Source organism: Streptomyces sp. NBC_00273, assembly GCF_036178145.1.
GTDB lineage: Bacteria > Actinomycetota > Actinomycetes > Streptomycetales > Streptomycetaceae > Streptomyces.
On the sequence record NZ_CP108067.1, the window covers coordinates 2802360 to 2826480 of the forward strand.

Annotated in this window: 24 protein-coding genes; 6 read left to right on the forward strand and 18 right to left on the reverse strand. The window is 73.5% G+C overall.

What is annotated here, in order from left to right; all coding sequences use genetic code 11:
• Window positions 1–11: 11 nt before the first annotated feature.
• The 15 genes from hypF to OG386_RS11795 all read right to left on the reverse strand — a co-directional run bounded on the left by hypF (window position 12) and on the right by OG386_RS11795 (window position 14025).
• Window positions 12–2336, reverse strand: a complete 2325-nt coding sequence (gene hypF / locus OG386_RS11730) for a carbamoyltransferase HypF (RefSeq protein ID WP_443053164.1) — start codon at window positions 2334–2336, stop codon at window positions 12–14.
• Window positions 2336–3169 (reverse strand): hydrogenase nickel incorporation protein HypB, encoded by an 834-nt coding sequence (hypB, locus tag OG386_RS11735; protein ID WP_328788106.1) that lies wholly within the window; start codon window positions 3167–3169, stop codon window positions 2336–2338. Before hypB ends, hypF begins: the two co-directional genes overlap by 1 nt.
• Window positions 3170–3172: 3 nt before the next feature.
• Window positions 3173–3568: a hydrogenase maturation nickel metallochaperone HypA/HybF gene (locus OG386_RS11740; RefSeq protein ID WP_328788107.1), complete on the reverse strand. Its 396-nt coding sequence runs from the start codon at window positions 3566–3568 to the stop codon at window positions 3173–3175.
• A gap of 138 nt (window positions 3569–3706) precedes the next feature.
• On the reverse strand, window positions 3707–3811 hold the full coding sequence (locus tag OG386_RS46920; RefSeq protein WP_384388423.1) for a DUF6893 family small protein: 105 nt from the start codon (window positions 3809–3811) through the stop codon (window positions 3707–3709).
• Window positions 3808–4353: a hydrogenase maturation protease gene (locus OG386_RS11745; protein ID WP_328788108.1), complete on the reverse strand. Its 546-nt coding sequence runs from the start codon at window positions 4351–4353 to the stop codon at window positions 3808–3810. The genes OG386_RS46920 and OG386_RS11745 overlap by 4 nt, the downstream gene beginning before the upstream one ends.
• Entirely contained in the window at window positions 4350–5774 is a 1425-nt protein-coding gene (locus OG386_RS11750; RefSeq protein ID WP_328788109.1) for a hypothetical protein, read from the reverse strand. The genes OG386_RS11745 and OG386_RS11750 overlap by 4 nt, the downstream gene beginning before the upstream one ends.
• Window positions 5771–6481, reverse strand: a complete 711-nt coding sequence (locus tag OG386_RS11755) for a DUF6084 family protein (protein WP_328788110.1) — start codon at window positions 6479–6481, stop codon at window positions 5771–5773. The genes OG386_RS11750 and OG386_RS11755 overlap by 4 nt, the downstream gene beginning before the upstream one ends.
• A complete protein-coding gene (locus tag OG386_RS11760; RefSeq protein WP_328788111.1) occupies window positions 6478–7161 on the reverse strand; it encodes a DUF5947 family protein in 684 nt (227 codons plus the stop codon). Before OG386_RS11760 ends, OG386_RS11755 begins: the two co-directional genes overlap by 4 nt.
• Window positions 7158–7691, reverse strand: a complete 534-nt coding sequence (locus tag OG386_RS11765) for a hypothetical protein (protein ID WP_328788112.1) — start codon at window positions 7689–7691, stop codon at window positions 7158–7160. The genes OG386_RS11760 and OG386_RS11765 overlap by 4 nt, the downstream gene beginning before the upstream one ends.
• Complete coding sequence (locus OG386_RS11770) at window positions 7688–9472, reverse strand: nickel-dependent hydrogenase large subunit (protein WP_328788113.1); 1785 nt, start codon at window positions 9470–9472, stop codon at window positions 7688–7690. Before OG386_RS11770 ends, OG386_RS11765 begins: the two co-directional genes overlap by 4 nt.
• A gap of 78 nt (window positions 9473–9550) precedes the next feature.
• Window positions 9551–10606, reverse strand: a complete 1056-nt coding sequence (locus tag OG386_RS11775; protein WP_327382526.1) for a hydrogenase expression protein HypE — start codon at window positions 10604–10606, stop codon at window positions 9551–9553.
• A 71-nt stretch (window positions 10607–10677) separates the two neighbouring features.
• Window positions 10678–12420: a hydrogenase maturation protein gene (locus OG386_RS11780; protein WP_328788114.1), complete on the reverse strand. Its 1743-nt coding sequence runs from the start codon at window positions 12418–12420 to the stop codon at window positions 10678–10680.
• 186 nt (window positions 12421–12606) lie between these two features.
• Window positions 12607–12978, reverse strand: a complete 372-nt coding sequence (locus OG386_RS11785) for a hypothetical protein (RefSeq protein WP_328788115.1) — start codon at window positions 12976–12978, stop codon at window positions 12607–12609.
• A gap of 115 nt (window positions 12979–13093) precedes the next feature.
• Entirely contained in the window at window positions 13094–13597 is a 504-nt protein-coding gene (locus OG386_RS11790; RefSeq protein WP_328788116.1) for a hypothetical protein, read from the reverse strand.
• Window positions 13594–14025 carry a hypothetical protein gene (locus OG386_RS11795; protein ID WP_328788117.1) on the reverse strand — a complete coding sequence of 144 codons (432 nt, stop codon included), beginning with the start codon at window positions 14023–14025 and terminating at the stop codon, window positions 13594–13596. Before OG386_RS11795 ends, OG386_RS11790 begins: the two co-directional genes overlap by 4 nt.
• Before the next feature lie 224 nt (window positions 14026–14249).
• On the opposite strand from OG386_RS11795, the gene OG386_RS11800 reads away from it, so the two are divergent.
• Entirely contained in the window at window positions 14250–15110 is an 861-nt protein-coding gene (locus tag OG386_RS11800; RefSeq protein ID WP_328788118.1) for an alpha/beta hydrolase family protein, read from the forward strand.
• A gap of 15 nt (window positions 15111–15125) precedes the next feature.
• On the opposite strand, the gene OG386_RS11805 is transcribed toward OG386_RS11800, so the two are convergent.
• The 3 genes from OG386_RS11805 to OG386_RS11815 all read right to left on the reverse strand — a co-directional run bounded on the left by OG386_RS11805 (window position 15126) and on the right by OG386_RS11815 (window position 18561).
• Window positions 15126–16139 (reverse strand): TolB-like translocation protein, encoded by a 1014-nt coding sequence (locus OG386_RS11805; RefSeq protein ID WP_405790839.1) that lies wholly within the window; start codon window positions 16137–16139, stop codon window positions 15126–15128.
• A 2-nt stretch (window positions 16140–16141) separates the two neighbouring features.
• The gene (locus tag OG386_RS11810) at window positions 16142–17548 is read right to left on the reverse strand and encodes an MFS transporter (RefSeq protein WP_328788120.1); all 1407 of its coding nucleotides are present in this window, start codon (window positions 17546–17548) and stop codon (window positions 16142–16144) included.
• Window positions 17549–17676: 128 nt separating this feature from the next.
• Window positions 17677–18561 carry a glycosyltransferase gene (locus tag OG386_RS11815; protein ID WP_328788121.1) on the reverse strand — a complete coding sequence of 295 codons (885 nt, stop codon included), beginning with the start codon at window positions 18559–18561 and terminating at the stop codon, window positions 17677–17679.
• Window positions 18562–18933: 372 nt separating this feature from the next.
• Here OG386_RS11815 and OG386_RS11820 point away from each other — a divergent pair, with 372 nt between their 5' ends.
• Genes OG386_RS11820 through OG386_RS11840 form a run of 5 tightly spaced genes read left to right on the forward strand, consistent with a single transcriptional unit; the run spans window position 18934 to window position 24118 of the window.
• Window positions 18934–20031 (forward strand): Gfo/Idh/MocA family protein, encoded by a 1098-nt coding sequence (locus OG386_RS11820; RefSeq protein ID WP_327382533.1) that lies wholly within the window; start codon window positions 18934–18936, stop codon window positions 20029–20031.
• Between the two features lie 58 nt (window positions 20032–20089).
• Entirely contained in the window at window positions 20090–21085 is a 996-nt protein-coding gene (locus tag OG386_RS11825) for an NAD-dependent epimerase/dehydratase family protein (protein WP_328788122.1), read from the forward strand.
• Window positions 21082–22236 carry a DegT/DnrJ/EryC1/StrS family aminotransferase gene (locus OG386_RS11830; protein ID WP_328788123.1) on the forward strand — a complete coding sequence of 385 codons (1155 nt, stop codon included), beginning with the start codon at window positions 21082–21084 and terminating at the stop codon, window positions 22234–22236. Before OG386_RS11825 ends, OG386_RS11830 begins: the two co-directional genes overlap by 4 nt.
• Window positions 22233–23006 carry a NeuD/PglB/VioB family sugar acetyltransferase gene (locus tag OG386_RS11835; RefSeq protein WP_328788124.1) on the forward strand — a complete coding sequence of 258 codons (774 nt, stop codon included), beginning with the start codon at window positions 22233–22235 and terminating at the stop codon, window positions 23004–23006. The genes OG386_RS11830 and OG386_RS11835 overlap by 4 nt, the downstream gene beginning before the upstream one ends.
• On the forward strand, window positions 23003–24118 hold the full coding sequence (locus OG386_RS11840) for a DegT/DnrJ/EryC1/StrS family aminotransferase (RefSeq protein ID WP_328788125.1): 1116 nt from the start codon (window positions 23003–23005) through the stop codon (window positions 24116–24118). Before OG386_RS11835 ends, OG386_RS11840 begins: the two co-directional genes overlap by 4 nt.
• Window positions 24119–24121 lie beyond the last annotated feature (3 nt).

The following is a 24121-nucleotide window of genomic DNA, read 5'->3' on the forward strand; positions in this document are numbered from 1 at the left end:
CAGGGGGCGTGTCAGGGGGTGTGGTGCGCGGCGGCCACCATGAGCTGGCCGAGGGACAGCCCGCCGTCGTTCGGGGGGACCCGGCCGTGCCGCAGGACGGTGAATCCGGCGGCGCCGAGGCGCCGGGCGCACGCCGAGGAGAGCAGGGTGTTGGCGAAGACCCCGCCGGTCAGGGCGACGGTGTCCAGGTCGTGCCGCTCGCGCGCGAGCGAGCAGAGCGTGGCGACGAGGGCGGCGACACCGGTGTGGAAGCGGGCGGCGATCAGCGCCGGGTCCGTGCCGGCGCGGACGTCGGCCACCACGGCGGCCAGTACGGGCGCCGGATCGGCGATGACCGGACCGCCGTCGGGGCCGGGCGCCTCGTGCAGGCCGAAGGCGTAGCCGGGTCCGGAATCGGCTCCGCTCGCGCCCAGCGCCGCACCCTCCAACTCGATGGCGGCCTGCGCCTCGTAGCCGGCCAGGTGGCAGATGCCGGCCAGGGAGGAGACGGCGTCGAAGAGGCGGCCCATGCTGGAAGTCGGGACGCAGTTCAGCCCCCGTTCCAACTGGCGTTCCAACAGTGCGAGTTCTCCCGGCGGACAGGCGGCCGCGCAGGGCAGCTCCGGGGTCCGGTCGATGCCCGCGGCCCGCAGATGGGACAGTGCCATGCGGTACGGGCGGTGCACCGCGGCGTCGCCGCCCGGCAGCGGGACGTAGGCGAGGTGGGCGAACCGGGTGAACCCGGCGTAGTCGGCGAGGAGGACCTCGCCGCCCCACACGGCGCCGTCGTCGCCGTAGCCGGTGCCGTCGAAGGCGACCCCGATCACCGGGCGGCCGGCGCCCCGGCCGTGTTCCGCCAGGGTGGAGGCGATGTGCGCGTGGTGGTGCTGGACGCGGACGAGCGGCCGGGCGCCCGCGGCGCGCTCCGCCCACCGGGTGGAGCGGTAGCCGGGGTGCCGGTCGGCGGCGAGGAGCACGGGGGCGACGCCGGTGATGGACTCCAGCTGCCGCTCGGCGCCGTCGAGGGCGTACTGGGTGGCGAGGTCGTCCATGTCGCCGATGTGGGCGGACAGCCAGGCCCGGTGCCCTTCGCCGAGGCAGAAGGTGTTCTTCAGGTCCCCGCCCGCGGCGAGGCTCGCGGGGACGGGCACCGGCAGGGTCAGCGGGAGCGGGGCGTACCCGCGCGAGCGGCGCACGGTCAGCGTCTCGCCGTCGCACACCCGCACCACGGAGTCGTCGCACGGCACGTGGATGGGGCGGTCGTGCGTGAGCCAGCCGTCGGCGAGGTCGGCGAGCCGCTCCAGGGCCTCGTCGTCGTCGGTGACGATCGGTTCCCCGGCGAGGTTCCCGCTGGTCATGACGAGCAGCCGGGGTCCCGGGGGGTCCCCGGGCAGGCCGAGCAGCAGGTGGTGGACGGGGGTGTAGGGGAGCATCACGCCGAGGTCGGGAGCGCCGGGGGCGACCCCGTCCGGGCCGCCCGCACCGGCGCGCCGGCGGAGCAGCACGATGGGCCGTACGGCGCCGGTGAGCAACTCCCGCTCCTCGGGGCCGATGTGTGCGAACCGCTCGACGTCGGCGAGGTCCCGGGCCATCAGGGCGAAGGGCTTGTCCCCGCGCCCCTTGCGCCGGCGCAGCTCGGCCACCGCGCCCGCGTCGGTGGCGTCGCAGGCCAGGTGGTAGCCGCCCAGGCCCTTGACGGCGAGGATCGCCCCGGCCACCAGGAGCCGCCGGGCCCCGGCCACCGGGTCGGCGCCGGCGCGCTCGCGGGGCGGCCGCCCGGTGAGCAGCCTGAGGCGGGGGCCGCAGGCCGGGCAGGCGACCGGCTGGGCGTGGAAGCGGCGGTCGGCCGGGTCCCCGTACTCGCGGGCGCAGTCGGGGCACATGGGGAACGGGGCCATGGTGGTGTGGGCGCGGTCGTACGGCAGCCCGGTGACGATGGTGAAGCGCGGCCCGCAGTGGGTGCAGGTGATGAAGGGGTGCCGGTGGCGCCGGTCGGCGGAGTCGGCCAGCTCGGAGAGGCAGTCGGTACAGGTGGCCACGTCCGGGGAGACCAGCGTGCGGGCGGGGCCGCCGGTCCGGGAGGCGATGATGGTGAATCCGGTGCCGCCCGCGACGGGGACCTCCCAGTGGTCGACGGCGTCGACGACGGCCAGCGGGGGTGCGTCCGCCGCGAGCCGTTCGCAGAACCGCGACACTGCTGCCGGGGCGCCCTCGACCTCCGCGACGACGCCCTCGGGGGTGTTGGTGACGTGCCCGGCCAGGCCCAGCCCGGTCGCGCGGGTGTAGACGTAGGGTCGGAAGCCGACGCCCTGGACCACGCCCCGGACGGTGACCCGGCGTCGCTGCACCGCCTCCATCAGCGGGTCTGCGCGGCCGTGTGGACGTGCGGGTGCGGGTGCTCGTGATCGTGGCCCTGGTCGAGGTCCTCGTCGTGATCGTGCTCGTGACCGTGCTCGTGGTCATGCTCGTGGTCGTGGTCGTGGCCGTGCGCGTGCGCCTGCTGCTGACGGGCCATCACCGGTGTGTGCGTACGGGTACCGGACCCGGCCGCCAGCGCCCGGTCGAGCAGGACGCCCAGGCCCGTGCCCGCCCGCGCCGAGGTGAGCACCACCTCCACCCCGGGGTTGACCTGCTCGACGTTGGCGCGGAAGGCCGCCTCGTCGAACTCGACGGCCCGCGCGATGTCGGTCTTGGTGACCACCACCAGCTGGGCCAGCCCGAAGGCGGTCGGATACTTCAGCGGCTTGTCCTCGCCCTCGGTCACCGAGGCGAGCACCACCCGCAGCGATTCCCCCAGGTCGTAGCCGGCCGGGCAGACCAGGTTGCCCACGTTCTCCACGAAGAGCAGCCGGGTGTCCTCGGGCAGCCAGCCGTCCAGGTGCCGGCCGAGCATCGCGGCCTCCAAGTGGCACAGCCCGTCGGTGAGGACCTGCTTGACCGGTACGCCCGAACGGGCCAGCCGCAGCGCGTCGTTCTCGGTGGCCAGGTCGGCCGTCAGCGCCGCCACGGCCACGCCCCGCTCCCGCGCGAGGAGCAGTTCGCGCTCCAGCAGCGCCGTCTTGCCACTGCCGGGGCTGGAGAGCAGGTTGACCACCGTCGTACCGCGCGCGGTGAGTTCGGTGCGCAGGACCCGGGCGGTGGCGTCGTTCTTGGCGAGCACCGCCTGCCGCAGATCGACCGTTCGGCACATGGTTCAGGCCTCCTTGGGAATCGGTTCGCGGGTAGCTGCACCGGCGGGGCCGTCTTCCCAGCGCACGCTGAGGATCTCCAGCTCACGGCCCGACAGCAGTTCCACTTCGGTGGCCCTGCCGCATCCGGGGCAGCACAGTTCGGGGGGCATGCCCACCGCCCAGGTGCCGGGGCAGGAGCCACAGCGGGCGCGGGCCGTCACGGACTCCGTGACGAGTTCGGCGCCTTCGAGGACCGTTCCGGCGCAGGCCAGTTCGAAACAGAAGGCCAGAGCATCGGGGACCACGCCCGCCAGCTCACCGACCCGCAGCCGTACGGAGGTCACGGCCTGTGCGCCGCCCGACCGGGCCGCCTCTTCCACCTGGCCCACGACGGCCATGGCGATCGACATCTCGTGCATCGGACTCCGTCCTGCCGGGGCTCATTGAACCGGCGGGACGGAGTCCGTGCGGTCGGGCACGCCGGTGCGCGGCGCGCCCCGTACGCCATTCGGGCGCCCGGGTGCGCACCTGCACCCGTGGCCGAGCCCGCGGCGGTGTCACATCCGGCGCATGCGCAGGTAGCGCCGGAGGTCGGGGAGGATCTGCAGCAGGACGGCGGTGACGGCGACGGCCGCGGCCCCGCCGATGAAGGCCTTCTTCACGGTGTTCTCCTCAGTTCGCGGCCAGGCCGGTCGGTTTCGTCGTGGGTCCGGCCGTGGATCAGGTCCAGGGCCGTGCGTACGGCCTCCGGTACGGCGGCGGCCACGGGTGCGCTCAGTCCGATGCCCTCCTCGATGCCGGCCGGTTCGCAGCCGAGCACCAGCGTGCGCCGCGGCGGGGTGGCTCCGGTCCCGGCGCACAGGGTGTCCAGCAGGGCGAGGACGGCGTCGGGGGACATGTGGTGGCCGTCGAGGACGGGCGGCGGTGCCCCGGCGCCGGCCGGGCCCGGGCCCGCGCCGCCGTCGGCCTCGATCAGGTAGAGGGTGCCCGGCTCGCCGCCGCGTGCGGTGGCGTCGACCAGCAGGAGCGTGTCGTAGCCGTCGAGGAGCTGGTAGGCGAGGTGGACGCCGCGCACGCCGAAGTCCACCACCTCGACCCCGTCGGGCAGGGGGTGCTCGGCCAGCGCCCGTACGGTCTCGACGCCGAAGCCGTCGTCGCCGAGGAAGACGTTGCCGATGCCCGCGATCAGGACCCGCTCGTTCACGCGTCCTCCAGGGGGGTGACCTCGTCGGGCTGGAAGTAGAGGAACCTGCCCTGTTCCCGCCGGATGTCCGCGCCCGGGTCGTCCTCCACGGTGACGGCGAGGTGCACTCCCCCGTCGACGTCGTGCAGCACGGCCTCGACCAGCGCGGTACGGCCCTGGAGGAACAGGTCCTGGGCATCGGTGCGGCGCAGTCCGGGGCGGAGCAGGACGCGGCTTCCGGGGCCCACCCGGGCGCCGTCGACCGTGATCCGGTCGCGGGCCGGGTCCGCGGTGTCCGCACGGGCCGGGTCCCACCAGGGGGTGTCGGGCCGGAACACCACGTCGTCGGAGGGGAGTTCGGTGAGCAGCTGCGGCTGCTCCGGGCCGGTGACCTCCCGCAGGGCGCGTACGGCGCCGTGCAGCCGCTCCAACACCTCGGGGGGCATGGAGTCGGCGAGGTCGATCACGGCGGCTGCCCGGGGGTCGGTGCCGCGGGCCTCGCGCTTCTCCTGCTCGGTCAGGGCGGCCGTGCGCAGCGCGAGGATCTCGTCGATCTCGGTGGCGTCGTACATGGCGCCCGCGCTCTCGGGGGCGATGGCCGGGTGGTCCTCCAGGATGATCGGGGAGGACAGGACCACGTCGGCGCGGCCCGGTTCGCCCGCGAGCACCGGCCAGGTGTGGCGGTTCTCGCAGGCGGCCACCGCCTGCCTGGCCCATTCGGGCGGGTCGGTCATGGACAGGAACGATCCGCCGTCCAGGCCCAGCAGCAGGTGGGCGGCGACCAGCGAGTGGGGCAGGGCGGCCTCGCGGTCGGCGGGTCCGGACCCGGCGGGCGGGGTCCACGGGCTGGTGTTCTCCACCACGGCCCGCAGCCGGAGCACCCGGTAGGCGCCGGGGAGTTCGGTGGCGTGCAACCGCAGCACGCCCTCGATCTCCTCGGTCCGGCGCACCAGGCGGCCCACCGTACGCCCGTCGACGTCCACGACGGGCTCGGGGTCGACGCGGGCGGGGCGGCGGAAGGGGAAGGTGACGCCGTCGTCGCCCAGCAGCTCGGCGACGGGGACGCTCACCTCCACCCGTTCCTCGGCGCCCTCGTCCCAGGGCACGAGGACCCGGTCGGCCAGGTGCAGTTCGGCGACCTCCGTAAAGCCGCCGCCGTCCGTGGCCCGCTGGACCGTACGCCGCTGCGCGTGAAGGAAGCGCAGCTCCAGGGCGAGGGTCGCCGCGCCCCGCGGTTCCATCAGGATCTCGGTCTGTTGGAAGACGTGCTCCTCGTGCGCGCGGCCCCAGGCCGGGGGCACGAGGACACCGAACTGCCAGCGCAGCCGGTTCTTCGCGGCCGAGGCCCGGTACGGGTAGAGCACGTACCCCTCCAGCAGGACCGCGTCGGCCACCTGTCGGGCGACCGCGAAGCGGGAGTGGGGGGTGGTCGTCGTGGTCACGGAGCCGCCCTCTCGGTGAGGCGCGGCAGGAGGGCGCCCAGCCGGACGGGCCCCGATCCGGTCCCGGGCGGCGGTTGCGGCGGGGCGGCCGCGTCGAGCAGGGCCCGTACGGTCGCCTCCCACGAGGCGAGGGCGTGGCGGGAGCGGAAGGCGAGCAGCTCGTCCATGGTGTCGCGGGGCAGGCGCAGCCAGCCGCAGCCGGGGAAGTGCTGTTCGACCATCTCGCGCCACACGGACACCGGCATCCGGTACGCGGCTTCGCGGTCCCAGGGCACCGGCTCGACCCGGAAGCCGGCGTCACCGGTGAAGGCGGTGCCGGAGAACAGCATCAGCAGCGGTACCTCGCCCTCCGTCAGGGCTTCGAAGTACCGGGTGGCGGCGATGTCCATGTCGTAGGTGCAGGGCACGACCAGGTCGGTCTCGGTCTCCCCGGTGAAGCTCGGGACCATGACGGAGACCTGGGCGAACTGCACGGGCTGGAGGGTGTTGCCCCAGCGGGAGCGCTCGCCGAACAGGTCCGCGAGCCCTTCCGCCTCGGCGGGGCCGTAGCCGCGCCGGGCCGGTTCGATGCGGATCTGGCAGCGCAGGGCGATGGCGTGCACCCGGGCGCCCCCGGCCGCGGTGATCCGCAGCCGGAAGACGAGGGTGGGGCCGGCGGCGTACGCGTCGGCGCGCACCCCGGTGCAGGTGAAGGCGAACTCCGTCATCGGATCCCGTCCCTGTCCTCGTCCTCGTCCGCCGTCCGGGGCAGGGCCCTGGCCCGTCGTTCGACCTGCTCGAAGAAGGTCGTCAGCGCGGCCCGGGCCTCCGCCCCGCCGTCGAAGCCCTGCCACAGCAGCCGCATCCGCCCCACCAGCTCGTAGCAGATGTCGATCGGCACCAGGTAGCAGTCGGTGCGGTCCTGCGAGCGGCGCAGCAGCAGCGCCTCGACGTCGGGTTCGAGGAGCGCGGCCAGCCGGCCGCTGCCGAGCACGCCCTGCCAGGTCTCGGGGTCGAGTTCGCTCTCGGTGGCTCCGGCCGGGCTCGGATAGAGGGCGACCAGCCGGTCGAGGGCGGCGTTGCGGAAGAAGAACGCGACGCCGACCGGGATCTGGAGGAGCTCCCACGCACCGTCGTCGAGCCGGTGGGCCGGGTCGGTGAGGTAGCGGTCCGGTACGGCGCGCAGGCGTCCGGTGCCCGCGCCGGGACGGTCGAACAGCAGGGCGCAGGCGGTGCACGCACAGATCAGCGCCCGCTGTTCGGTCTGCACCAGGTGACGGTGGCCGTCCGGGGACACGGCGGCCCCGCACAGTTCGCAGGTCTCGGGCCGGGGCGGGCGCGGGCCCGCGAACCGGCGCAGCCCGCGCGGGGCGCGCGGGCCGTCGTGGAGGAGACCGGGCCCGCTCACGGCACCCGCGCCGGGCTCGGGGGCCGGGTGCCGATCTGCAGGAGGGCGGGGGCGGGGGCCGCGGCGGGCTCCCGCTCCACGCTTGTCACCTCGGGGGCGAAGCAGGCCAGGGTGTCCTCCAGCGTCCGCCCGGCTTCGCTGCCGCCGCCGGAGCCCGAGCCGCAGCCGCAGCCGGTGGGGGCGGCTGCGGGGCGCAGCCGCAGGACGCCGGTGTCCGCGTCGAAGCCGAGCAGTTCCACCGGTTTGCCGTGGGCGGCCAGGGCGCGGGCGATGCGGGTGTGCACGTCCTCGGGGTGCAGGCCGTGCAGGGAGAGCAGGCTCGCCACGAGTTCGTCGTCGTAGACCGCCTTGAGCGGGCCCTCCCCGACCTCTTCGACGATCCGGGCGAGCCCGGCGCCGTAGAAGTCCATGAGGACGCGGACCAGTTCCTCGGCCGCGGCGCACGCCGCCCGGTCGCCGGTGGCGGCGAGCCGGTCGAGGACCTCCTCGACCCGGCGCCCGGCCCGGGGGCCGTCGATCACGGCGCTCATCCGCCCAGTCCGCTCAGGCCGGTGGGCACGTGCATCGTCTTGACCGTCTTGCCGCCGCCGACGTACATGTGGACGCCGCAGGGCAGACAGGGGTCGAAGCTGCGGACCGCGCGCATGATGTCGATGCCCTTGAAGTTCTCCGGGGCGTTCTCCTCGAAGATCGGGGTGTTCTGCACGGCGTCCTCGTAGGGGCCGGGCGTGCCGAAGGTGTCGCGGGTGCTGGCGTTCCACGGGGTCGGCGGGTACGGGTGGTAGTTGGCGATCTTCCCGTCGCGGATCACCATGTGGTGCGACAGCACGCCGCGTACGGCCTCGGTGAAGCCGACGCCCAGCCCCTCGTCCGGGACCTCGAACTTCTCCCAGGTCTGGGTGCGTCCGGCACGGACCTCGGCGAGGCCCTTCTCGGCGCAGTGCAGGGCGATGGCGGCCGCGTAGGCCTGGAAGTAGGTGCGCGCGCGGTTGCGTTCCAGCGCGTTGCTCCACTTCGGGATCTGCCACTCGAAGCGGGTCTCGGGCTTGGTCATCGTGCGCGGCAGGGTGATCACGACGCTGTGACCGGTGGCCTGTACGTAGTCGGTGTGGACCAGGCCCGACAGGGCGGTGGACCACAGGCGGGCGATGGGGCCGCCGCCGGTGTCCAGGGCCAGGTGGTCCTTGCCGTCGAACCAGCGGGGGGACATGACCCAGCTGTACTTGTCGTCGAAGTTGCGCTTCTGCGGGGCCGGGATGGTGTGCTGGTTCCACGGGTGGCGCGGGTCGACCGGGTTGCCGAGCGGGTCGTGGGTGACGAACTGCTCCTGGCCCTGCCAGTCGTCGTAGTACGAGCTGCCGAGCAGGATGCGGATGCCGAGGTTGATCTCGGTGAGGTCGTTGGTGACCAGCTTGCCGTCCACCACCACGCCCGGGGTGACGAACATCTTCCGTCCCCAGTCGGTCATGTTGGCGTACGTGAAGTCGCAGTACTCGGGGTCGTTGAGGGCGCCCCAGCAGCCGAGCAGGACGCGGCGGCGGCCGACCTCCTCGTACCCGGGCAGGGCCTCGTAGAAGAAGTCGAACAGGTCGTCGTGGAGGGGGACGACCTTCTTCATGAACTCGCAGTACCGCATGAGGCGGCTCATGTAGTCCGTGAAGAGCTGGACGGAGGCGATGGTGCCGACGCCGCCCGGGTAGAGGGTGGAGGGGTGCACGTGGCGGCCCTCCATCAGGCAGAACATCTCGCGCGTGTAGCGGGAGACCTGGAGCGCCTCGCGGTAGAACTCGCCCTCGATGGGGTTGAGGGAGCGCATGATGTCGGCGATGGTCTTGTAGCCGTGCTCGCCGGCGTGCGGGGCGGGGGTGCGCTCGGCGAGCTCCAGGACGCCCGGGTTGGTCTCGCGGACCATCTTCTCGCAGTAGTCGACCCCGACCAGGTTCTCCTGGAAGATGTTGTGGTCGAACATGTACTCCGCGGACTCGCCCAGGTTGATGATCCACTCGGCGAGGTGGGGCGGCTTCACCCCGTAGGCCATGTTCTGCGCGTACACCGAGCAGGTGGCGTGGTTGTCACCGCAGATGCCGCAGATGCGGCTGGTGATGAAGTGCGCGTCGCGGGGGTCCTTGCCGCGCATGAAGACGCTGTAACCGCGGAAGACCGACGAGGTGCTGTAGCACTCCGCGACCCGCTTCTGCTTGAAGTCGATCTTCGTGTGGATGCCGAGACTGCCCACGATCCGGGTGATCGGATCCCAGGCCATCTCCACCAGGCCGCTGCCGTCTGCGGCCGCCTTCGTCTGCGGTGTCATCGTTTCTGCCGTGACCCTTCTTCGGTGCGGAGAGCGGGAGTTGGGGGGTGCTTCCGTGGGGCTGGGGCCCGGGGACCGTCACCAGGGCGGGCGGTAGCCCGTGGTCAGGCTGCGGCCGGTCTGCCTCCACTTCGGTTCCTCGTCCACGGTGTGGGCGGTCACCGACCGGAGCCTGCGGATCAGCGCGCCGTACGCACCGCTGGCCGCCACGGACACCCTGGCGCCGGGGGGTTCGTCCATGAACGGCATGAACTTGTCGGGGAAGCCGGGCATCGTGCAGGCGATGCAGATGCCGCCGACGTTGGGGCAGCCGCCGATGCCGTTCATCCAGCCGCGCTTGGGGACGTTGCACTTGACGACGGGGCCCCAGCAGCCGAGCTTGACCAGACAGAGCGGGGAGTCGTAGGTCTCGGCGAACTCGCCCTGCTCGTAGTAGCCGGCGCGGTCGCAGCCCTCGTGGACGGTGGCCCCGAAGAGCCAGGTCGGGCGCAGCTTGTCGTCGAGGGGGATCATCGGGGCGGAGCCGGCCGCCTGGTAGAGCAGGTAGGTCAGGGTCTCCGAGAAGTTGTCCGGCTGGATCGGACAGCCCGGCACGCACACGATCGGGATGCCGGCCTTCGAGGTCCAGTCCCAGCCCAGGTAGTCGGGTACGCCCATGGCGCCCGTCGGGTTGCCCTCCATGGCGTGGATGCCGCCGTACGTGGCGCAGGTGCCGATGGCCACGACGGCGAGGGCCTTGGGGGCCAGCCGGTCGATCCACTCGCTGGTGGTGATGGGCTGACCGGTCTCGGGGTCGTCGCCGAAGCCGCACCAGTAGCCCTCGGGCTTGATCTTCTCGTTCGGGATCGACCCTTCGACCACCAGGACGAAGGGATCGATCTCGCCGCGCTCGCCCTTGAAGAACCACTCGATGAACGTGTCGGCGCCGCCGACCGGGCCGCACTCGAAGTCGATCAGCGGCCAGTGCACGGCGATCTTCGGCAGACCGGGCAGCACGCCGGTGACGATCTCCTCGATGCTCGGCTGCATCGCCGCCGTCAGGGAAACGGAGTCGCCGTCGCAGCTCAGACCCGCGTTGATCCAGAGGATGTGGATCAGCGGGTCCTCGACCGGGTCCTTAGTCGCAGTGGCCATGGGACGGCTCCTCGGGGAGGTGATCGGGAAGGGGCGCGGGGAGGCGGCCTGCCTCGCCCACACCTTTCTTGCTAACAGCAGTCCGGGGCGGGCGCCGCGTCAGGTGCGGCCAGTCCAGTGACGGCGCGCGGCCTGACGGCCGACCCGCTCAGGTGGAACGGGGTGGCGGCCGGGCGCTCCTTGCGGACGAAGGCGCGGCGCAGGGCGTGGTAGGGGGCCTCGGGATCGAAGAAGGTCCGCCGCATCAGGGCCAGCTCGGCCCGGCGGTGGTCGGCCAGCGGCCGCTGCGCCTCGTCGCGCTCGCGCGCGGCCTTCTTCGCGGCGATCCGGGAGGCGGTGGCGGGCAGGGCGGCCAGGCGCAGCGCGAGGCCCTGCGTCTCGCGGGCGAAGTCCCCGGGCGGGCAGGGGACCGTACGGTCGACGAGTCCGAGCCCCTGGGCGGCGGCGGCGCTCAGCGGGAGGGCCTCGGTGGTGAGGCGGTCCGCGAGTGCGGGGCCGACGCGGCGGGGCAGGGTGTACGTCCAGTACTCGGAGCCGTGCAGGCCCATCAGGCGGTAGTGCGGGTTCAGGACGACGCCCGAGCGGCACCAGACCTCGTCGGCGGCGAGGGCGAGCATGGCCCCGCCGGCGGCGGCGTTGCCGCCCAGCGCGCTGACCACGAGCCGGTCGGTGGTGGTCAGCACCGCCTCGACCAGGTCGTTCATGGCGTTGATGTTGGCCCAGGACTCCTCGGCCGGATCGGTCGCGGCATCGATGACGCCGAGGTGGATGCCGTTGGAGAAGAAGTCGCGGCCGCCGCCGAGGACCAGGACGCTGGTGGGGCGGGTGAGGGCCGCTCGGTACGCGTCCAGCAGGCGGCGGCAGTGCGCGGTGCTCATGGCGCCGCCGGGGAAGGCGAACGACAGGAATCCGGCCTGCCCCTCCTCGTCGTAGCCGATGTCGGACCAGTTGCCCCGGCGGGGGCCGCAGGGCGGCGGCGCGGGCACCTCGGGGAGCGGGGGCAGCCGGTCCCCGAGCGCGAGCGCGGCGGGCAGCTTGGGGGTGGCCGGGCCGCCCGGCCGGCGGCGGGCGCGCAGTTCCGGGATCCAGACTGCCCCGTCGGCGGTGGCCCGGCACAGCGCCCCGGTCCGGGTGGCCAGCAGCTCGCCCGGGCGGCCGCGCAGGTGCTCCTCGCGGTGACCGCCGTGCAGGTACCACTCGCCGCCGAGCAGGTCGTCGCGTACGCCGGGCTGCGAGTCGGCGGCGCGCAGCGCGCGCAGGACGTCCTCGGTGGTGTCGTGCTCCCAGTCGATCCGGCGGTCGTCCTGGCGCAGCAGTGGCCGGGCGCGGCCGCTCGTCTGGGGCTGCGGGGCGTACGTGCCGGAGGCGAACCGTTCCACCGCGAGCAGGACGGCCTCCAGAGCGGCGTCGGCGATCTCGCCGCGGTAGAGGTCGCTCTTGCCGACCGGCGGCAGGGGGCATGCGACGCTCGCCCAGACGTCGCCGGCGTCCATCTCCGCATTGGCCTTCAGGACCGTCACCCCCCATCGGGGCTCGCCGTCCTGGACGGCCCGGTCGAGGGAGGAGGGGCCGCGGTCGCCGACCGGACCGGGGTGGACGACCAGGCAGGTGTGGGCGGCCCAGACCTCCTCGGGGATGGCGGTGCGCAGCATCGGGGCGATCACGAGGTCGGGGCGGTGCCTGCGTACGGCGTCGGTCAGGGCGGATCCGGGGAGGGCGAGTTCGACCGCGACGTGGTGGCCGTGGTCGCGCAGCTCGGCGTGGACTCGCTGCGTGAGGCTGTTGAACGCGCTCGCCACGAGCAGGACGTACACGTGATCTCCCAGCGGCGGCCCGGAGCCGCGCGTGCGCGGTGCCCGGCCTGGTCGGCGGCCCGTGGCCGGAAGATGACCGGCCGCCTGAGATGGTCGGGGAGTTCGGGGCGCCCCCGGCCGAGCCCCGCGCGGCGGGTCACTCGAAAGCGCCCGTTACGGGGTCCGCTCGGCCCAAGGAGGGGCCGGCTATTCGCCGTCCTCGATGCCGATGGCCTCGGCCAGCTCCCGCTGCGCGCGGCCCGGCTCGCCCTCGTACTGCTCCAGCAGGGCGGCGGCGATGGCGTCGAGTTTGCGTTGGATCGCGTGCTCGGCCCTGCGTTCGGAGTTCTTCAGCAGGGCCAGGAGCAGCAGGGCGACCGCGCCCATGGCGTCGCCGAACAGGTGCTGCCAGCTCACGTCCAGGTGGGCGAGGTGGGCCGCGACGAAGCCGGCCACCAGCAGGACGCAGAACACGGAGAAGGCGGGCGAGCTGGTGAAGTTCGAGGCCAGCTCCGCCAGCTTCTCGAATCGTCCGAGCCGCCCCTGGCCGCCCTTTTTCGCGGGATGTTCGAAGGCCATGCCCTGCACGTGCCCGCTCGGACCGCACCCCATCCCCTCCGGGCCGGTCGAGCACCCGACCGGCCCAGGCCGGGAAGGAGCGGGGCCGTCCGGTGCCGCTGCCGGCCCCGGACGGTCAGCTCGCCCGTACGGGGGCCCACAGGCTGACGCTCCACACGTCCCCGTGGCCCGCGTGGTAGCCCCGCTCCTCCTCCTCGTCGTCCACGACGATCACCGAGACGTGGGACGCCGCCGCCCGGTACTCCAGGAAGCCGCCCTGGTCGCCGACCTCGAGTTCCGGGGCTCCGGGGACGCGCGCGAGTGCGTCGCGCACGTCCCCCCAGGCGACGTAGCGGGGGAACTCGACCCCCGTGGTCCGTGCCCAGTCCTCCGCCCCGTCCGGGCCGGACGCGAGCCGGTGCAGTTCGATGGAGCCGCCGGACATCACCCACGCGTTGCCGTGGTTGAAGTAGAACTCGACGAACCCGTAGTCACGGCGCAGCGACCGGCCTTCCTCGTCGACCACGTCGACGAAGCGGTGGCGGACGGCCCGGTCGACCTCGCCGAGGGTGGAACCGATGCCGATCCCGTGCAGACGGCCGGTCCTGAGGAAGGAGGCGAGGAATTCGACGCCGGTCACCACGGCCGCGGGCTCCGTAGCGGCAGCTCCGCAGCGCCCCATGCGAAGGCATAGGGGTCCGCGCCGCCCGTGTACGAGCAGCTGATTCCGGTATCGGGCAGGTCGAACTCCGCTCGCAGCCACCCGTCCATGGCGAGGCCAGCGACCTCCGGCCGGTAGTCGGTCAGCGGGAAGTCGAGGGAGACGATCTCGAGGTGCACGCCCTCCGGATGCCTGGCGCACAGCTCCTCGGCACGGAGCGCGACGACGAAGGAGAGCCAGGCCAGGTCCTCCCAGAACACGCCCGCCGCCGGGAGCAGGAGGCGGACTCCCCGGTGGATCCCCACGGAAGGCGCCGCTGCTTCGCCCGGTGGCACGATCCGGACCGAGAGGTCCGCCGCCAGTCCGCCGAGCGGGCTCCTGAGCCGGTACGTGAACGTTCGAGTCATTTCAGCTTCGGCACTTCCGGAGGTACGTCCGGCCCAACGACCGGGCTGGGCTGCGGGTTTGCACCTCGGCCCTCCTCGCTCGTGGTCACGGCAGGGATCATCACACGTTCGCTTTTCCGCGTGCAACGTCACGCCACCGCCCGGCGGCCGACGGGCCGGGGCCGGAAACCGTTGGACGTCGTCCGCGATGTGCGCAGGATGGCCACGAGCGAGGGAGGTCGGTCATGTCATCCGCCGAAGTGACCACGGAGACGGTGCGCTCCGAGGACGGGGCCACGGTCCGGATCCGGCTCCACCGGAGTCCCGACGATCCGTCGGCAGCGGTGCTGGTGTGCCTGCCCGCCATGGGCACCAGGGCCGTCTCCTACACGCCCCTGGCGGAGGCCCTCGTAGAAGCGGGGTTCCAGGTGGTCATCGGGGAGTTGCGGGGGCAGGGCACGAGCTCGGTCCAGGTGCGGCGCGGGGTGCGCTACGGCTACCACGAGATGGTGGCGTACGACTGCCCCGCGCTCTTCCGGGCCGTCGCGGCCGCGTTCCCCCGGGCGCCGCGCCACCTGCTCGGGCACAGCCTCGGCGGGCAGCTCGGCGTGCTCTACCTCAGCCGGGAGCCGCACATGGCCGCGGGCGCGATCCTGGTCGGCGCCCCGTCCTGCCACTACCGCGGCTGGCCCTTCCCGCAGAGCCTGGGCATGCTCGCGGGGTTCCAGCTCGCCGCCGCCTTCGCCACCGCCTACGGGTACTTCCCCGGCCGCCGCCTGGGGGTGCTGGGGAACGACTCCGCCCAGGTCCTGCGGGACATGGCCACCCAGGTCCGGACGGGCCGCTACGACGTGCCGTCCTCACCGGTGGACTTCGAGCCCCGGCTGGCCGCGATGGACCTGCCGGTGCTGGCGGTGGCCATCGCCGGCGACCCCATGGCACCGCCCGGCGGAGTGCGGGGGCTCTGCGACAAGCTCACGAGCGCGCGGGTGACGTACGAGGAGCTCGCACTCGGCGAAGGCGCACCGGGCGGCCGCCACTACGGCTGGATCCGCGACAACGCCGCACTCGTCGCACGGGTACGGGACTTCGTGGACCGGGCCTGACACTCCTCGCAGGTGTCAGCCGAGCCGGGCCGGGGAGGAGGCTCCCGGGGCCAGCAGGTGCGGGGTGCCACTGCCGTCGGCGGGCACGGTCCACAGGTCCGTGCTGTCGGCGGCGCCGTCGGTGGGCAGGCCGTAGGCGAGCGTACGGTCGTCGAGCCAGGCGGCCTGGTCGTCCACGCTGCGCTTCTCCGCGAGCGCGTGGTCGCGCAGCGTCCCGAGGTCCATCACGTGCTCGCGCCACAGCGAGGCCCCGGCCCGGACCCGCTTCTTGTACGCGATGCGCGTCTCGTCCGGAGACAGGGAAGGGCATTCGACGTTCTTGACCAGGGTCTTGACGCTGCGCCCCGAGATCGATCCCTTGACCAGGTGGGTCTCGCCGCCGGTGGAGACGGTGGCGTAGAAGGTGTCGTCGTCCTTGGAGAAGGTGACCCCCCAGAAGTTGACGTCCTGGGCGCGGTGCTCCCGGCCGTCCATGTCGATGGCGAACTCCTCCAGGTTCGCCTCCAGCTTCCAGGTGCGGGTGTCCACGATCGCGGTACGGGTGGAGAAGAACGCGGCGCCGTAGGACTCGCCGGAGACGAAGACGGTCCAGGCGGCGAACCGGCCGCTGGGCGAGACGCGGGCCCGGCTCGGGGTGCCCGCGAGGGGGAAGCTGCGCAGCGTGCGCAGTTCGGAGTCGACGATCAGGGCCTTGTTGTCCTGGGCGAGCGCGCCGGGCGTGGAGCGCAGGCACACGCCGGTGCCCGCGGCGGCGTAGAAGCGCTGGCAGCCCAGTTCGGAGGCGGTGCGCGCGGACTCGGGTGCGTCGGCCGGGACCGAGGCGAGGGTTCCGCGGTGCGGTCCCTGACCGCCGTTGAGGAAGGTCAGGGAGCCGGGCCGGTCGAGCGTGACGGTCCCGGCGGCGATCGTCGGACCGCCGGCCGACGGCTCGTCGTCGCGCGTGGCGGCGCGCAGCACCAGTGCGACGGCGAGGCCCCCGAGCAGCAGCACCGCCACCGCGAGGACGAGCAGGCGGCGTGAGTTCGACAGCGTCATCTGGGGGGCCTCACGGGCTTCGGGTTCGACTTCGGTTTCGGGTTCGGGTTCGGTTCGGGTCGGGTGTCCTGGGGCGCTGCCGGGCGCAGGACGAAGCCGGCGACGGCGGCGCAGCACAGCAGCCCGACCGCGGCGGCGGCCAGCGCCGGGCCGGTGCCCCAGAGCGTCCAGGCCGCGCCGAAGGCCAGCGAGCAGCCGAAGCGGGCCAGCGCCTGGCCGGTGCCGACCAGGGCCATGCCGGTGGCGCGCAGCTCGCCGGGGACGGTGGCGGCGACGGCGGCGGGCAGCACGCCGTCGGTGGCGGCGTAGAACATGCCGTGCAGGGCGAGGACGAGGTAGGGCAGGGCGGGCCAGGCGGGGGCCCACAGCAGCAGCCCGTAGCCGGCCAGCAGGAGGGCGTGGCCGGTGAGGAAGACGGTGCGCCGGCCGATCCGGTCGGCGAGGGCTCCGGCGGGCACGGCGAGCAGCAGGAACACGGCGGCGGTGCCCAGCGGCATGAGCGGGAACCACTGGTCGCCGATGCCGGTGCGGCGTTGCAGGAGCAGGTAGACGAAGGCGTCGCTGACGGTGGTCAGGCCCAGCAGGACGGCGCAGACGGCCAGGTTGCGCAGGCGGGGCAGGCGCAACAGGCCGAGCGCGTCGCGCAGTCGTACGGGGGCCGGCCGGTCCGCGCCGGGGACGGCGGCGACCTCTGCGGTGGCCGTGGCGGTGGTGGCGGCCTCTGCGGTGGCCTTGGCTCCGCCGGACGGCCCGGGCCGGGTGTCGCCGCCGGACGGGACGAACAGCATGAGCACCACGACACCGAGTACGGCGACGCAGGCGCTGACGCCGAAGACGGCGTCGTAGCCGTCGACCGTCAGGCTCAGGATGAAGAAGGCGGCGAGCGGGCCGAGCAGCGCCCCGGTGGTGTCCATCGCCCGGTGCACGCCGAAGGCGCGCCCTTGTAACTCGGGCGGTGTGGACAGGGAGATCAGCGCGTCGCGCGGGGCCGTGCGCAGTCCCTTGCCGGTGCGTTCCAGCGTGAGGATCACGCTGATCGGGCCCAGGCTGTGGGCGAACAGGAGCAGCGGTTTGCACAGGGCCGACAGGCCGTAGCCGATGCCGGCGATCAACTTGTGGTTGCGGACCCGGTCGGCGAGGTGGCCGCCGGTCAGCTGCACGAGGGCACTGACCCCGTTGTAGACGCCGTCCAGCGCCCCGAAGCCGAGGGGGCTCAGGCCCAGGCCGGCGATCAGGTACAGGGGTAGGACGGCGGTGACCATCTCGGAGGAGATGTCGGTGATCATGCTGACCGTGCCCAGGGCGAGGACGGTCGAGGCGACCGCGGGAGCCCGGACGGGTCCCCGGTCCGCAGCGGTCTTCGCACCCCCGGGCGCGGGCGCGGAGCGGTCCGCGAGGTACATGCTCTGGAGCTCCCGATGCCGACGGACTGAGTTCACTCGAACGTGCGAGTGGAACCCTAATGGTTGTACGTGCCAACGGTGCGGCGTACGAACAGATTCGGCCGTACGCCCCCGCATCGGCCGGGGGTTCAGCCCTCCCGGCTGCTCTCGTCCCGCAGCCACGTGGAGAAGTCCTGGTCGCGGATGGCCTTCCGGGAGCCCCGGCGGGCGGCGAGCGCGGCCACCACGAACACCACCACCCCCGGCAGTAGCGCCGGTTGGGCCCGCAGCAGGGCGCGCAGATCGGCCGTGCCGGTACGCGCTGTCTGCTCCGACACCTGCTCCGCTGCGGCTTCCGGCGCACCCGCCCGTCGCGCCGCCTGGAAGCGCTCGTACTCGGCGGAGGAGGTCGCCGCGCGGACCCGCCGCCGGATCAGGTCGGACCAGGTGCGCGGCGGGCGGACGACCACCCGGGCCTCCTCGACCACGCGCCGCTCCCCGGGCGCGAAGGCCAGCGACGCGGCCAGGTCGTCGGCCATCAGCGGGGGCAGCGCGGCGATCCGCGCGTGCCCCGCCTCGGTCACGGCGATGACCCCCCGGCCGAAGAGCCCCTCTCGGACGGCGGGCAGCCGCTGCCACACCCGGTAGTACGCCCGCACCGGCCAGGCGCAGCCGCCCAGCGGGACGTCCCGGCCGGGGGCGGCGGCGAGCAGCTCCGGGCTCCGGTCGAGGGTGTCCACCAGGGCCCCCACGTCGGCGGCCCCGACGACGACGTCGGCGTCCACGTACAGCCGGGGGAAACCCCGCGCGTGCTCGTCGCCGACCCGCAGCGCCCGGTGTTTGGAGGGGGTCGGGATCTCGACCACCCGTACGCGGTCGCCGCGCTCGCCCGCCACGCGGGCGGTGTCGTCCGTACAGCCGTTGCACACCACGACGATGTCGGGCCCGGACGCCGAGGTGTCGGCCAGGAGCGCGTCGAGGAGGCGGCCGATGACCCGGCCTTCGTTGTGGGCCGGTATCACGATGCTGGTCACCCGGGCAGTATGCACGGTCGAACACCCGCTCCAGGCGATTACGTCAACTCTGCCCGGGGGTACGCCCGGTGGACTAGATTGAGCGGCGCCGACCGGATTCGGCACGCTTCGGCGGAGCGGTGTCCGGCAGCGGGCTTAGGCGGTAAGCGGTACGGGTTCGGCCTGCTTGTGGGGAACAGGCGGTCGGGCCGGGGGGCGAAGCACACGGATCACGTAGGGCATCGGTTGTGGGGGGCCATCACCGTTGAGCAGGTCACGCACGGGACGCCCAGGCGTCCGGGCTGCCGTCGACGGCATCTCCCTCCATCACACGCGTCCCGGCCATGAGTTGGCGACACGCCGTCCGGCGTGCGCGGAAGGAAGGGAATCGCCGTGAAGGACACCGCGAAGGACGCGGGGCAGGACGCGGGCGCCACCGGCAAGGGGTCCGCCCCCTTAGGTGTCGCCGTGGTCGGTGCGGGCTACTGGGGCCCCAATCTCGTCCGGAACTTCCAGTCCAGCGATCAGTTCCGGCTGCGCTGGCTCTGCGACCTGAACGTGGACCGGGCCCGGCAGGTGCTCGGCGCGTACTCCACGGTCCAGGCGACCGGCGACTACGAGGCGGTCCTCGCCGACCCGGAGGTCCACGCGGTCGCCGTGGCCACCCCGGCGGGAACGCACCTCGACGTCGCACTGGCCGCGTTGCGCGCCGGCAAGCACGTCCTCGTGGAGAAGCCCCTGGCGGCCACGTACGAGGACGGCCTGCGGCTGGTGAACGAGGCCGAGGAGCGCGGTCTCACGCTGATGTGCGACCACACCTACTGCTACACCCCGGCCGTGGGCCGGATCCGCGAGATGGTCCGCTCCGGCGAACTCGGCGAGATCCACTACGTGGACTCGGTACGGATCAACCTGGGGCTCGTCCAGAAGGACATCGACGTCCTGTGGGACCTGGCCCCCCACGACCTGTCCGTCCTGGACTTCATCCTCCCGGACCACGTGCAGCCGGTCGCCGTCGCCGCGCACGGAGCCGATCCCATCGGGGCCGGCCAGTCCTGCGTGGCCTATCTGACCCTCCAGCTGAGCACCGGCGCCATCGCGCACGTGCACGTCAACTGGCTCTCCCCCACCAAGGTGCGCACCACCATGGTCGGCGGGTCCAAGCGCACGCTGGTGTGGGACGACCTCAACCCCACCCAGCGCGTCGCGGTGTTCGACCGCGGAGTGGACCTGAGCGCCCCGCAGGAGATCGGCGCGGACGAGCGCCGGGACATGCTCGTCTCCTACCGGACCGGCGACATGGTGGCGCCCGCGATCGGCGAGAAGGAGGCTCTGCGCAGCATGGTCGAGGAGTTCGCCACGTCCATCAGGACGGGACGGCCGCCGCTGACGGACGGCCGGGCGGGACTGAAGGTGCTGGACATCCTGGAAGCCGCCTCCCGGAGCCTGGAGTTCCGCGGAGCGGTCGTCGGACTGCGCACCGGGCGTTGACCGTCCGCAGTCCGATCACGTGCAAGACCACGACCGAAGATTCAGTGGGGGCAGGGCGTTGAGCAGCGTACGAGGCAAGAGGATTCTGGTCACCGGAGGGGCGGGCACGATCGGCTCGCACCTGGTGGACCTGCTGGTGGACAACGGAGCACGCGAGGTCGTGGTGCTCGACAACTTCGTGCGGGGGCGGACGGCCAACCTGGCCCGCGCCCTGCCGAGCGGGGTGGTGGAGGTCGTCGAGGGCGACATCCGCGACGTGGCCGCGGTGCGCAAGGCGACCGAGGGCGCCGAGCTGGTGTTCCATCTCGCCGCCATTCGGATCACCCAGTGCGCGGAGGAGCCGCGGCTGGCGAACGAGGTCATGGTGGACGGCACCTTCAACGTGCTGGAGGCGGCCGCGGCCGCCGGGGTGGGCAAGGTGATCGCCTCGTCCTCGGCCTCGGTCTACGGTCTGGCCGAGCAGTTCCCGACCACCGAGCGCCACCACCCGTACAACAACGACACCTTCTACGGCGCGGCGAAGGCCTTCAACGAGGGGGTGCTGCGCAGCTTCCACTCCATGTACGGGCTGGACTACGTGGCCCTGCGCTACTTCAACGTGTACGGGCCCCGGATGGACATCCACGGCCTCTACACCGAGGTGCTGATCCGCTGGATGGAGCGGATCGCCTCGGGCGAGCCGCCGCTGATCCTCGGCGACGGCCTGCAGACCATGGACTTCGTCGACGTCCGGGACATCGCGCGCGCCAACCTGCTGGCCGCCGAATCGGACCTGACCGACGAGGTGTTCAACGTCGCGAGCGGCACCGAGACCAGCCTGCTCCAGCTCGCGCACGGCCTGCTGGAGGCGATGGGCGCCGAGGGCCTGGTGCCCGAGCACGGCCCGGCCCGCGCCGTGAACGGCGTCACCCGCCGGCTCGCGGACACCTCGCAGGCCGCGGAGCGGCTCGACTTCACCGCCGAGATCGACCTGCGCACCGGCCTTCGGGACCTGGTGCAGTGGTGGCGGGCCGAGCGCGACGCCGACGCGGCGGCCGCGGAGGCGGGCCGATGAGCGCCCCGGACACCGCCCCCGCCCGGATCCCGGTGATGGTGCCCTGGCTGGGCGAGGAGGAGGCGAAGGCCGCCGCGGACGCGGTGCTCTCGGGCTGGGTGGCCCAGGGTCCCCGGGTCGCCGAGTTCGAGCGGGCCTTCGCCGAGCGGGTGGGTGCCGAGCACGGGATCGCGGTGAGCTCGTGCACCACCGCCCTGCACCTGGCCCTGATCGCCCTGGACCTCGGCCCCGACGACGAGGTGATCGTCCCGTCCCTGTCGTTCATCGCCACGGCCAACGCGGTGCGCTACGTGGGTGCCCGGCCGGTGTTCGCGGACGTCGAGGAGGCCACCGGCAACCTCACGCCGGCCACCGTGGACGCGGTCCGCACGCCGAGGACCAAGGCGGTGATCGCCGTCCACCAGGGCGGGGTGCCCGCGGACGTGCACGCGCTGCGCGCGGTGTGCGCCGACTGGGACCTGGCCCTTGTGGAGGACGCGGCCTGTGGCATCGGCGCGACGGTCGGCGGCAAGTCGGTGGGCCACGGCGCCCTGCTCGCCGCCTGGTCCTTCCACCCCCGCAAGGTGATCACCACCGGCGAGGGCGGCATGCTGACCACGGACGACGCGCAGTGGGCGGAGCGGCTGCGCCGGCTGCGCGAGCACGGCATGAACGTGTCCGCCGCGCAGCGCCACGCGAGCAGCAAACCGGTCGTCGAGAGCTACCTGGAGGTCGGCTACAACTACCGGATGACCGACATCCAGGCCGCGGTCGGTCTGGTGCAGCTCGGCAAGCTGGACGAGATCGTGGCCCGGCGGCGGTCATTGGCGGCCCGGTACACGGAGCTGCTGAGCGGGATCCCGGGCCTGCGACCGCTCCGGGACCCCGGTCACGGCCAGGGCAACTTCCAGTCGTACTGGGTGCTGCCGGCCGAGGACTTCCCCGTGGGCCGGGACGAACTGCTCGCGGCGCTCTCCGAGGCCGGGATCTCGGCCCGGCGCGGGATCATGGCCTCGCACCTGGAGCCCGCGTACGCGGACCACGGCGCGGCGCCGCTGCCGGTGACCGAACGGATCAGCTGCGACTCCCTGATCCTGCCGCTGTTCCACACGATGACGCGGGAGCAGCAGGACCGGGTGGTGGCGGTGCTGCGCGAACAGGCGGGCGGATGAGCGGCCCGCCGCCGCGGACCGAGGACCTGCTGATCGTCGGCGCGGGCGGGTTCGCCCGCGAGACCGCCCAGGCGGTCCTGGACGCGGCCGCCTCGGCGGCCGCGTACGGCCGTGCTCCGCGGTGGCGCCTCGCCGGGCACCTCGACGACGATCCGGGCCTGCACGGCCGGGAGGTCGACGGGGTGCCGGTGCTGGGCGGCAGCCACCTCGTGCACGAGCTGCCGGCGGCCCGGGTGGTGGTGTGCGTGGGCAGTCCGCGCGACTACGCCGTACGAGCCCGCCTGGTGCGGCGCCTGGGGTTGCCCGGCAGCCGCTACGCGACGGTGGTCCATCCCACGGCGGTGGTCTCGGGGTCCTCGCTGCTCGGCGCGGGCTCGGTCCTGCTCGCGCACTGCGTGCTGACGGCCGCCGTCCGGCTCGGGTCCCACGTGGCGGTGATGCCGCACGTGGTGCTCACCCACGACGACCGGGTCGGGGACTTCGCCACGCTCGCTTCGGGCGTCCGCCTCGGCGGCGGGGTGCGGCTGGGGCGCGGGGCGTACGTGGGCGCGGGAGCGCTGGTGCGCGAGGGCACGTCGGTCGGCGCCTGGTCGCTGACCGGTATGGGAAGCACGGTCCTGGCCGACGTGCCGCCCGGTGAGGTGTGGGCCGGGAGCCCCGCCCGCCGGCTGCGCGCGGCGGGTGGCCCGGCGCTCGACGAGCTGCGGGCCGATGGCGAGGAAACGGCCGGCCGTTGGCCGGAGACACGGATGGGGAGCACAGTCGCATGAACCAGATACCGCTGGTCGACCTGAAGGCGGCGCACGCCGAGGTCGCCGAGGAATTACGGGCGGGCTTCGACCGTGTGCTCGCCGACACCGCCTTCATCGGCGGTGCGGAGGTCCGCGCGTTCGAGCGCGAGTACGCCGACTTCGCGGGCGTGGGGCACTGCGTGGGTGTCGCCAACGGCACCGACGCCCTCGAACTCGCCCTGCGCGCGAGCGGGGTGGGCGTCGGCGACGAGGTAGTGCTGCCCGCGAACACCTTCATCGCCACCGCGGGTGCCGTGGCCCGGATCGGCGCCCGGCCGGTGCTGGTCGACTGCCTCCCCGACACCCTGCTGATGGACCCGCGGGCCGCCTTGGAAGCCGTGGGCGCGGCCACCCGCGCGGTGGTCCCCGTCCACCTCTACGGGCAGTGCGCGGACACCGCGGCGCTGGCGGCCGGGCTGCCGGCGCACGTGAAGGTCGTCGAGGACGCCGCGCAGAGCCAGGGCGCGACCCGCGACGGCCGCTCCCCCGGCAGCGGGGGCATCGCCGCGACCAGCTTCTACCCGGGCAAGAACCTGGGCGCGTACGGCGACGCGGGCGCGGTGGTGACCGACGACGAGGAGGGCGCGGACCTGGTCCGGGCCCTGGCCAACCACGGCGGCATCGCCAAGTACCGCCACGACGTGGCCGGGTTCAACAGCCGGCTCGACGGCCTGCAGGCCGTGGTCCTGCGGGCGAAGCTGGCCCGGCTGGCCGAGGGGAACGCGGCCCGCCGGGCCGCCGCCGCGCGCTACGACGAGCTGCTGGGCGACCTCGCAGCCGCCGGGCGGCTCACCCTGCCGGTCACGGCCGCGGGCAACGTCCACGTGTGGCACCTGTACGTCGTACGGGTCACCGGAGCGGACCGCGACGCCGTCGTCGGCAAGCTCAACGCGGAGGGCATCGGCGCGGGCGTGCACTACCCGGCGCCGGTCCACCTGACCCCGGCCTTCGGCCATCTCGGCCACGGCCGCGGCGACTTCCCGCACGCCGAACAGGCGGCGGACCGGATGCTTTCGCTCCCCCTCTTCCCGCAGATCACCGCTGACCAACAGCAGCGGGTCGTGGAAACGCTCCGCAACGCCCTGCGCTGACCC